Genomic DNA, 6,259 nt, shown 5'->3' with positions numbered 1-6,259 from the left:
TCTGTTTCATAAATGAAAAAAGTATCTTTTTACTGATTGATTACTGGGTAAAAGCGGGCCCGATAATCAGCCTGCTTGTTTTATAATATTGCTTTCCCTTATCCCGGAATCTTCGACGTCAAAGGGAAATCTTGTCTTCTAAAAGTGTTCTCCTCCCGGAGGAGCAGGTATACCTGCCACCCAGAGTATTTAACTCAAAGGGCTGTTAAAGCAGCTTCCGGCGCTTCATTTCCTCTTCGAGCAAGGTGAGTTCCCGGCTCATCTGACCGGCGATGGAGGTGTTTTCCTCCGCTCTCCTGATCAGGTAGGGCAAGGCGGTCGCCACATCGCCATAGGGCAGGTACTTGGATGCATTGAAACCGGCTTTGGCCAGGTTAAAGGTCAGGTTGTCGCTCATGCCGTAGAGCTGTGAAAAGTGAATGCGTTCCCGGTGGTTTTCGATTCCTCTTTTGTTGATCAGCTCGGTCAGGTAGCGGGTGCTTGCCTCGTTGTGTGTGGCTGCACAAAGCTCCACACGATGCAGGTTGTCGAGGCAGATGTCGATGGCCTTGTCGAAGCTGCGGTCCGTGTCTGCTTTCACTGTAAAGACAGGACTGGGGTATACCTGCTCTGTCGCACGTTCCTGCTCTTTTTCAAGGTAGGCTCCCCGCACGATCTTGATCCCGAGAACCACGTCATAACCATCGCTGCGTTTGAGGAGGTCGCTGAGGTAAGCAATGCGATCGGTGCGGTACATCTGCAGGGTATTGAAAACCACGGCCCGGCGCTCGTTGTAGCGGAGCATCATCTTCTCGGCCAACTCATCCATCGGCTGCTGCAGCCAGCTTTCTTCAGCGTCGATGTACACCGTAATGCCTGCTTCATAAGCCGCTTTGCAGATCATGTCGAGTCGCATTTCTGTACGCGCAAAGGTGGCCTGCTCAGCCATCGTTAGTGGTACCAGTTCCTGCAGTTTCTGGAAGATGTCCCGGGCACCTATACCTGTTAGCTTGACGCTGATGTAGGAAATTTCTTTGGTGCTTTTGGCCAGGCGGATGTTGCGCAGGATCTCGTCGCGCACAAAGTCAAATCCCGGCTCATCTTCCTGGGCCTCGGCGGCATAATCCAGTACCGTTTGCACGTGCACGGAAGCCAGTCTCCGGATCGCCCGCTGGGCTTCCTGGGTTGTTTCGCCCCCGCAAAAATGATGGTAGATCGTGCTGCGGATAAGGCCTTTGACAGGTAGCCGGAGCTTGAGGGCCCAGAGGGTGGCTATACCTCCCAGCTTCACCAGGCTTGGTTTTCCCATTACCCGGAAAAGCAGGTGTGCCAGTTTCAGCTCTTTATCGGTCCTGGTGCTGAAAGCTACCTCCAGATTATCCGGATCGAAGGGTCTTGTCGGAGTGATGGTTGTATGGTTCATATGCGTAGAAGTTCCTGTTGTTGTATATACTTCGGTTGCGGATTTTTCTGCTTGGTAAGCAGCGTGCGCAGCAGGGGCAGGGCCAATAGCAGTATCCCCACCGCTATACCTGCCCCGGACACGGCGAAGGCCACAAACCAGGGCATCAGCTGCTGCATCAGCGCCGCATGCGGAATATCTGGTGTCTGTACCTGGATCAGGGCCTTGCTGACACCGGCTCCCATCAGCGCCACCCAGAACACGAGCAGTGCCCCGTTGCTCAGGTATAATCCGCGCAGGATGGACCGCTGGCGCGACGCACTGAAGCGGCCATAGTAGCGGGCGCAGGCATAACAGGCGGAGGCCAGCAGGAGCATGGTGTTGATGCCGATGGTAGTGCCCATGGCATGCGCTACCGTAATGTGGGTGCCATGGGTGTAGAGGTTGATCGCCGGTACCGACATCAGGATAGCCACGAACAGGTTGAGGAAGATCCAAGCATCCGCAGCGATCATGAAACGGTAGGGCAGTATGGCAGCATTTTTTCTGGCTTCGGACAGGCTGCTGCGCCAGTTCCAGATGATCTTGCCCAGGATGAGCAGCTCCGTCATACTTACCAGGTAGGCTGTGTTGCGGATGGTGTTGCTCACTGGCAGGGCGTAGATGTGATGCCCCCAGTTGAACATGAGGTTGAAAAGACCCAGGAAAAAGAAAAAGAAAGTGAGCGGCCGGCGTGCGACACGATCATCCCCGCTGAGCTTTGCCATCAGGTAGAAGGCTGCCCCGTTGATAAGCATATTCCAGGAGCCCACCAGCGAGCCATAGGATTTCCACTGCACGGCCATATCGCGCACCAGGTGGTCGCGGAAGTAGGGCAGTAGCCAGAGGTAGGATTCGGTAAAGGACAGTACAAAAAAGACAATACCTGTCAGCCACATCCAGCGGTAGACAGGCCATGGCCCTTTCTGGCTTCTGACCGATCGGTAATAGTTAACGGCAAGCAGCAGAAACGAGACAGCAATAGGTATAGCAAGGGCCGGCGGAAACTCCCAGTACTCCCGTCCGCCGAAAATTCCGGTCAGGTAGCAGCCCATGATCGTGATGGCCGAGGTAAGCAGGAGCAGGTACTGCATGTACCCCAGCTTCTGGCTGGTGATGACTTTTGAGCGGTCTTGGGGCAGGTAAAAGTACATGCCGCCGATAGCGGCAAAAAGTATCCAGAAGATTACCGAAGAAACATGCAGCGGACGCAGCCTGGCAAAAGGCAGCACATCCCGCATCTCCTGCGGAAAAAGGTAGAACAATCCACCCAGTGCGCCAAAAGCTACTCCCGCCAGCAGGAACACAAGGGCAGTCGCCAGAAACAAGGTTCCGACTTTCTTATTCATGGTCAGTGGCTTTTGAATAGATCTGGCCAAACGCATCCACCCCGAAGTGTTGCCGGCCGGCTTTGCCTGTGTGGTCTGCATGTTCCAGGAAAGCCAGCAGCGCGGTTATTTCCTGGTCGCTGAGTTTGAAATCGGGCATAGTGCCTGTGCCGCCCTGCATGATGGCCTTGGCATAAGGGATTCCTTTATCTGAAACCACGTTGGTCAGGTCGGGTCCTAAATAGTCGCCCAGCCCATACAACTGGTGGCAGGAAGAGCAGTTGTGCTGCTGCCAGAGTTGCTTCCCCTGCACGGCCAGTTCCTGGTTGGCACCTACAGGCACAGCAGGAACCTCTGCTACATATACATACCCACTGAATGCAAGGAAGGCGGCAAAGAGACTGCAATAGATGCCGAGCTGACCTGTAGGAGAGCCAAAGAGGCGGCGCAGAAGTGGAAGCATAGGGTATGTTGGTTTCAGGCACAAGGTAGGGCGATAGAAAGGCTTCCGAAATGAGCAGTGTCAGGCAGATAAGTGACATAGATCATTTTCTATGTATTTGGTTTTACAAGTGAATCTTGTTCTTTATTTATTGACACTAAGTGACTTAGGTCATTTTATGGTAGCGGGTATTTGGCTAGACTTGCATAAAATATCAGACTAGGCATGCAACTCCTCCATACACTTATAACTGACCTGATCAGCCCGCTCACATATGCGCGTTACAGAACTTTGGTAGCTGATCTGGCCAGCCTCAACCAAACGACCGGCGAAGAGCAGTCGGAGATTCGGATAGAATATACCAAGCTGAATCTGCAGCGCATGAAGCGGGTAGAAAAGCAGTTTGCACTCAACCCCATATTACTTCAGGCCCTGCAGCAGCCCCGGCCGGAATGGCACTGGGTTGTGCTGGTAGAATCCTGGTGCGGCGATGGGGCACAGCAATTGCCGGCGCTGGCTGCCATTGCCGATACCATACCCTCCATCGAGCTCACGGTACTGCTGCGCGACGAAAACCCCGACTGGATGGACACCTGCCTTACCAACGGCACCCGCTCTATCCCGAAGCTGATCTGCCTCGATGCCGAAACCAACGAGCGCCTGTTTACCTGGGGTCCGCGGCCTGCCGCCATACAGGAGCAGGTCGTGCAGTACAAAGCAGCGCACCCCGAAGCCACCGCCGAGGAAGTGGGGACACAGGTGCATACCTTGTATGCCCGCGACAAAAGCCAGGCCCTGCAACAGGATCTGCTGGAACTGGTGCTCCGTGCTATACCTGCTTCGAGGGATGAAGCAAAATAGCGCGTTGCCTTCCTGGCGGGGAGGTGGCAGAAGTGACAATAAGTTAACTCCGGGTGAATCCTGCTTTCCATTGAAAACTCAAAGTCAGAACTAATGAAGCTAGTAATCCTTTCTGTCTTGCTTGTCGGCCTGGTAAGCCTATGTGGGCACGAAGCTGACCTGCAGACACAGCATACTGTAATCGTGCAGGAGGAGGCGAAGGTGCTTGCGCTGAATGGAGACGCGCGGTGGCAATCAGATGAGCTGACAACGCGCCATGTCGGGCAGTTGCAGGCTATGCTAAAAGAATTCGAAGCGCAACCGGAAAACTCATCGGCAGCGGCTTATCAGGATCTGGGCAATTCGATGCAAACCGAGCTGCAGCAGCTGTTCCGGGATTGCACCATGAAGGGGCCTGCGCATGAAATGCTGCACGTATACCTGGTGCCTTTAATGGACGATGTAAAGTACATGGTGGGAAAAGACGAAGCCAGTGCTGAAGCAGCACTGGACCGGATCAGCGCCCAGTTGAACAGGTATAGCACTTATTTTGAATAACAGTATGACAGGAGTGCAGCAGAAACGGCTGAAGACAGGACAGGATACGCTGGTGCGGGCACGTATCGCGCTGGGGTATTTTGTGCTGGTAGCTGTGCTGGGTCTTTTCCTGCGCTGGCTGATGGTGTCGCCTGTGGCGGGAGTTAATTATAAGAATTTTCTGCATGCCCACTCGCATCTCGCTTTGCTGGGCTGGCTCTACTGCGCTTCTTTTGCTGCGCTGCTTTATATTTTTCCAGTGGTTACGGCTGAGGCCCGAAAGTCCTTCCGGAGGCAGTTTTTCCTGACGCAGGTATCGGTGCTGGGCATGTTGTTCACCTTCCCGGTGCAGGGCTATGCGCTCTTCTCCATCATCTTCTCGACGATGCACATTTTGCTCAGCTACTGGTTTGCCCGCAGCTACTGGAAGCATGTGCAGCTCAACGTAGACACCAGCACGCACGCCACTTCCCTGCAATACATCGGGGCTGCTTTGCTGTTTATGGTGATTTCTTCCATCGGTCCGTGGGCCATGGGGCCGATCATGGCCAAGGGCACGACTGGCGGTGAACTCTACTACTCGGCCATCTATTTTTACCTGCACTTCCAGTACAACGGCTGGTTTACCTTTGCCGTGCTCGGGCTTTTGTTCTGGTTTCTGGAGCACCGGCAGGTATACTTCAACCGTAGCTGGGCCATGCGGGCTTTTTGGTTGCTAGCTTTGGGCTGCCTTCCGGCCTATGCGCTCTCGGTGCTGTGGACCAAACCGGCTGACTGGGTATATGCCATTGGCTATGTGGCTGTGGTCATGCAACTGGCGGGTTTGCTATACCTGATCAAAGTAGTGCGGCAGGTATGGGTGAAAGTGGTGGGGCTTCTCAAGCCATGGGCCCGTGCCCTGGTAGGTATGGCGCTGGTGTTCTTTGTGCTGAAGCTGGTGCTGCAGATGCTTTCTGCCTTCCCGTACATGGCGGATCTGGCCTATAAACTTCGCTACTTCATCATCGGCTACCTGCACCTGTCGCTGCTTGGCTTTGTCACACTGTTCCTGCTGGGCTTCCTGCTGCAGCAAGGCCTCTACCGACTCGGCCGGTATGGCGCTATCGGGCTGACGCTTTTCCTGGCTGGCTTCTTCGCTACGGAGCTGATGTTATTCGGGCAGGGCACCTTGCTCTGGCTCGGGCTGACGACGTTGCCGAGTTTCAACTGGCTGATGTTCTGGGCAAGTGTGCCGATGCCGCTGGGATTGGGGCTGTTGTTTTTGGGGCAGCGGGGGTAGAAGGTGAGTGGGGTGGGGTATGAATAATTTTAGAAGTTATCAGTTATTTCAACTCCATTGTCAATAAAGTATCCAGTATAATTTGATTTTGCTCTTACTTCATGAAAGTTATCTTGGTTAACTGGTATACCGTTATCAATCATATAATTAATCCAATTTGGGTATTCAAATATATTAGGGTTTACATGAAAAATATTTGAACCACTATCAATAAAACCAAGAATATCTTGTGGGAAAAGTCCCCCTTTCAAAGAGACCTCTTTCTGGCAATTATATATCGATGTATTGTACAATGGTAGTTCTTTTGATACCATAGTTTTTCTTCGATTAGTGAATTTAAGAGTTCTCCAAGAAACAAATATGATATCACCTTTTTTGGTAAAGCTTTTAGCAACTTTTTTTGATAAAGTTGT

At 52.9% G+C, this 6,259-nt stretch carries 7 protein-coding genes; 3 read left to right on the top strand and 4 right to left on the bottom strand.

What is annotated here, in order from left to right; translation table 11 throughout:
- Positions 1-205: 205 nt before the first annotated feature.
- The 3 genes from OB13_RS17310 to OB13_RS17300 are packed head-to-tail and all read right to left on the bottom strand — an operon-like array spanning position 206 to position 3,211.
- The gene (locus tag OB13_RS17310; RefSeq protein WP_461491437.1) at positions 206-1,402 is read right to left on the bottom strand and encodes a proline dehydrogenase family protein; all 1,197 of its coding nucleotides are present in this window, start codon (positions 1,400-1,402) and stop codon (positions 206-208) included.
- A complete protein-coding gene (locus tag OB13_RS17305) occupies positions 1,399-2,769 on the bottom strand; it encodes a cbb3-type cytochrome c oxidase subunit I (protein WP_461491436.1) in 1,371 nt (456 codons plus the stop codon). The genes OB13_RS17310 and OB13_RS17305 overlap by 4 nt, the downstream gene beginning before the upstream one ends.
- On the bottom strand, positions 2,762-3,211 hold the full coding sequence (locus OB13_RS17300; protein WP_461491435.1) for a c-type cytochrome: 450 nt from the start codon (positions 3,209-3,211) through the stop codon (positions 2,762-2,764). Before OB13_RS17300 ends, OB13_RS17305 begins: the two co-directional genes overlap by 8 nt.
- A 204-nt stretch (positions 3,212-3,415) precedes the next feature.
- On the opposite strand from OB13_RS17300, the gene OB13_RS17295 reads away from it, so the two are divergent.
- The 3 genes from OB13_RS17295 (at position 3,416) to OB13_RS17285 (ending at position 5,846) form a co-directional block, all read left to right on the top strand.
- The gene (locus OB13_RS17295; RefSeq protein WP_461491434.1) at positions 3,416-4,051 is read left to right on the top strand and encodes a thioredoxin family protein; all 636 of its coding nucleotides are present in this window, start codon (positions 3,416-3,418) and stop codon (positions 4,049-4,051) included.
- A 93-nt stretch (positions 4,052-4,144) separates the two neighbouring features.
- The gene (locus OB13_RS17290) at positions 4,145-4,588 is read left to right on the top strand and encodes a hypothetical protein (protein WP_461491433.1); all 444 of its coding nucleotides are present in this window, start codon (positions 4,145-4,147) and stop codon (positions 4,586-4,588) included.
- Between the two features lie 4 nt (positions 4,589-4,592).
- Positions 4,593-5,846: a hypothetical protein gene (locus tag OB13_RS17285; protein WP_461491432.1), complete on the top strand. Its 1,254-nt coding sequence runs from the start codon at positions 4,593-4,595 to the stop codon at positions 5,844-5,846.
- Between the two features lie 29 nt (positions 5,847-5,875).
- On the opposite strand, the gene OB13_RS17280 is transcribed toward OB13_RS17285, so the two are convergent.
- The coding region (locus OB13_RS17280; protein WP_461491431.1) for a hypothetical protein at positions 5,876-6,259 on the bottom strand (384 nt) is incomplete at its 5' end.

It is taken from the genome of Pontibacter sp. HJ8, from assembly GCF_054824225.1.
This window is presented reverse-complemented; position numbering and strand designations above follow the sequence as displayed.

Coding starts and splice junctions, on each gene's coding strand:
- OB13_RS17305 (WP_461491436.1), bottom strand. CDS start 2,769: ATGAATAAGAAAGTCGGAACCTTGTTTCTGGCGACTGCCCTTGTGTTC.
- OB13_RS17310 (WP_461491437.1), bottom strand. CDS start 1,402: ATGAACCATACAACCATCACTCCGACAAGACCCTTCGATCCGGATAAT.
- OB13_RS17285 (WP_461491432.1), top strand. CDS start 4,593: ATGACAGGAGTGCAGCAGAAACGGCTGAAGACAGGACAGGATACGCTG.
- OB13_RS17295 (WP_461491434.1), top strand. CDS start 3,416: ATGCAACTCCTCCATACACTTATAACTGACCTGATCAGCCCGCTCACA.
- OB13_RS17300 (WP_461491435.1), bottom strand. CDS start 3,211: ATGCTTCCACTTCTGCGCCGCCTCTTTGGCTCTCCTACAGGTCAGCTC.
- OB13_RS17290 (WP_461491433.1), top strand. CDS start 4,145: ATGAAGCTAGTAATCCTTTCTGTCTTGCTTGTCGGCCTGGTAAGCCTA.